Annotated in this window: 2 protein-coding genes and 1 pseudogene; all 3 read left to right on the top strand. The window is 59.1% G+C overall.

The features are described from left to right. Positions 1–196 (top strand): annotated as a pseudogene (locus tag EN932_RS38550) (chemotaxis protein CheW); the annotation flags it as partial. Further along, positions 193–1,434: a protein-glutamate O-methyltransferase CheR gene (locus EN932_RS34690; RefSeq protein WP_064994979.1), complete on the top strand. Its 1,242-nt coding sequence runs from the start codon at positions 193–195 to the stop codon at positions 1,432–1,434. The pseudogene EN932_RS38550 and the gene EN932_RS34690, both read left to right, overlap by 4 nt. Continuing rightward, positions 1,434–2,136: chemotaxis protein CheW (locus EN932_RS34685; protein WP_064994978.1), on the top strand; the 703-nt coding region annotated here is incomplete at its 3' end. The genes EN932_RS34690 and EN932_RS34685, both read left to right, overlap by 1 nt.

The following is a 2,136-nucleotide window of genomic DNA, read 5'->3' as shown; positions in this document are numbered from 1 at the left end:
GGAACGGGTGACGGATACGCTTGAGCGAGACCCTGCCGACTTCGCGCCGTTCGGACTTGAACCAGGAACCCCGCCCTATCTTGGGCCGGTGGCTTCCGATGGTTCGGAGATCATTCAGCGGGTCAAAGTGGCATCGCTGCTTTCGGAAGAGATACGTACCGCATTGCTCCGCCAGTCAGCAATGGGTGATCAATGACCGGCGCAATTGAAAAGCTCCTGACGGAAACCATCGGACTGGACAGTGCCAGCGTTGGTCCGACAGTGGTCCGTCAGGCGGTCAGAGATCGGATGGCAGCATGCCGGATAACCAACCCTCAGACCTATAAGGAACACTTGACCGGTTCCTCACAGGAGTTGCAGGAGTTGATCAATGCGGTGGTGATCCCGGAGACCTGGTTCTTTCGCGACCGAGAAGCGTTCACGATGCTGGCGCGGCACGCGCGCGTGCACAAGCGTGCTCAGCCGATTAAAGTCCTGAGCCTGCCATGTTCAACCGGCGAAGAGGCTTACTCGGTCGCCATGGCCATGTTCGATGCCAGCTTTGAGGCGCACGAGTTCAAGATCGATGGTGTGGACGTCAGCAGCCGCAATATCGCGACGGCTGAACGCGCGATCTATGGGCGCAATTCGTTTCGCGGCAGCCATCTCGAATTCAAGGATCGCTATTTCGAAGCGGCCGAGAGCGGGTTGCGTCCTACAGCTGCGGTGCTGAAACAGGTTCGGTTCAGGGTAGGAAACCTGTTCGGCTCTCGCGCGTCTTTCAGGCAAGAAGTCTATGACATCGTGCTTTTCCGCAATCTGCTGATCTATTTCAATCGAGAGCTGCAGGATCGCGCGTTGATCTGCCTGAAGGACCTACTGGCCAAAGACGGACTCCTCCTGGTCGGTCCGGCGGAAGCAGCTCTTCCAAGGTTGCATGGCTTTATTTCCGCTGAATGGCCATTGGCCTTTGCCTTCCTGAAATCGGAGCCCGTCAAGACCACGGCGCCGACAGTTTCGGCCGCCATCCCGGTGCCGACGCCAACCCCGAAGGTCAACAAGAGCAAGCCTCTTCTTCGGCCCCGACCGACAATTGGCAATGAAGCCCGTGGACAGGCGCCGGCCAAGCCGCTTGCACAGGCCTCGGAAAGCCTCATCGCGGTTGAACGGATCGCCAATGCAGGACGGGTAAAGGAGGCACAGGAGGTCGCCCTGGCGCATCTCAAGGAATTTGGTCCTTCCGCGCAAATCTTCTACTTGCTGGGCCTCGTCCAGGATGCGGATGGCGCAGCACCCCAAGCCGCGCAAAGCTATCGCAAGGCGCTCTATCTCGCGCCAAATCATCGAGAAGCTCTCATCCATCTGGCTTTGCTGCTTCGCAAGCAAGGCGACCATAACGGCGCCGAGGCCCTGGCTGGCCGGCTAGGCCGGGTCCAGAAAAGGAGCGGCAGCTGATGGCGGCTTCGACAGGGATCGCTCAGCCGTTGGAGCAGATTGAAATCGACGACTGCTGGCGGCAAATAGGCGTACGGGGTGACAAGTCATGTCCGCTGCTGGAGCAGCATCTCCACTGCCGGAATTGCCCGACCTATAAGAAGATTGCACGACACCTCCTCGACCGTGCGGCTCCCTCGGTATATCGCGACGAATGGCCTGGTAACGCTGGTCGAGCAGGGATCGATCCGGCCGACGGCGAGGCGCTGCAGACGGCTGTTCTCTTCCGTTTGGGGGAAGAATGGATGGCACTTCCGGTCGGTATTTTTCATGAAGTGGCTGAATCTCGTCGCGTTCATTCACTTCCACATCGCAGAAACCGTGCACTGCTCGGTATTGCGAATGTCCGTGGTGAATTGCTCGTTTGCCTGTCCCTGGCTGAATTGCTCGGGATAGACGAGCGCAAGGAGGGGGAGCAAAGCACGCGAACCAAGGTATTTCGCCGCCTGGTTGTTGTGGGCGAGCGCGACAAGCGGGTTGCCTTTACGGTTGATGAGATCCACGGCTTACATCGCTATCGGGCACGCGACACTCTCGCTGTGCCAGCCACGATCGACAAGGCGCTGTCTGCGGCTACTGTTGCCGTTCTGCCCTGGCAGGGACGGGCCGTTGGTTGTCTCGACCCAGGACAACTGCTCACGATGCTGGATCGGAGCATGGCAT

Source organism: Mesorhizobium sp. M7A.F.Ca.US.002.01.1.1, assembly GCF_004022955.1.
In the GTDB taxonomy this organism is placed as follows: Bacteria; Pseudomonadota; Alphaproteobacteria; order Rhizobiales; family Rhizobiaceae; genus Mesorhizobium; species Mesorhizobium ciceri.
This window is presented reverse-complemented; position numbering and strand designations above follow the sequence as displayed.

Bases quoted from the DNA above. Each gene is read 5' to 3' on its own strand.
- EN932_RS34690 (WP_064994979.1), top strand. From the start codon at position 193: ATGACCGGCGCAATTGAAAAGCTCCTGACGGAAACCATCGGACTGGAC.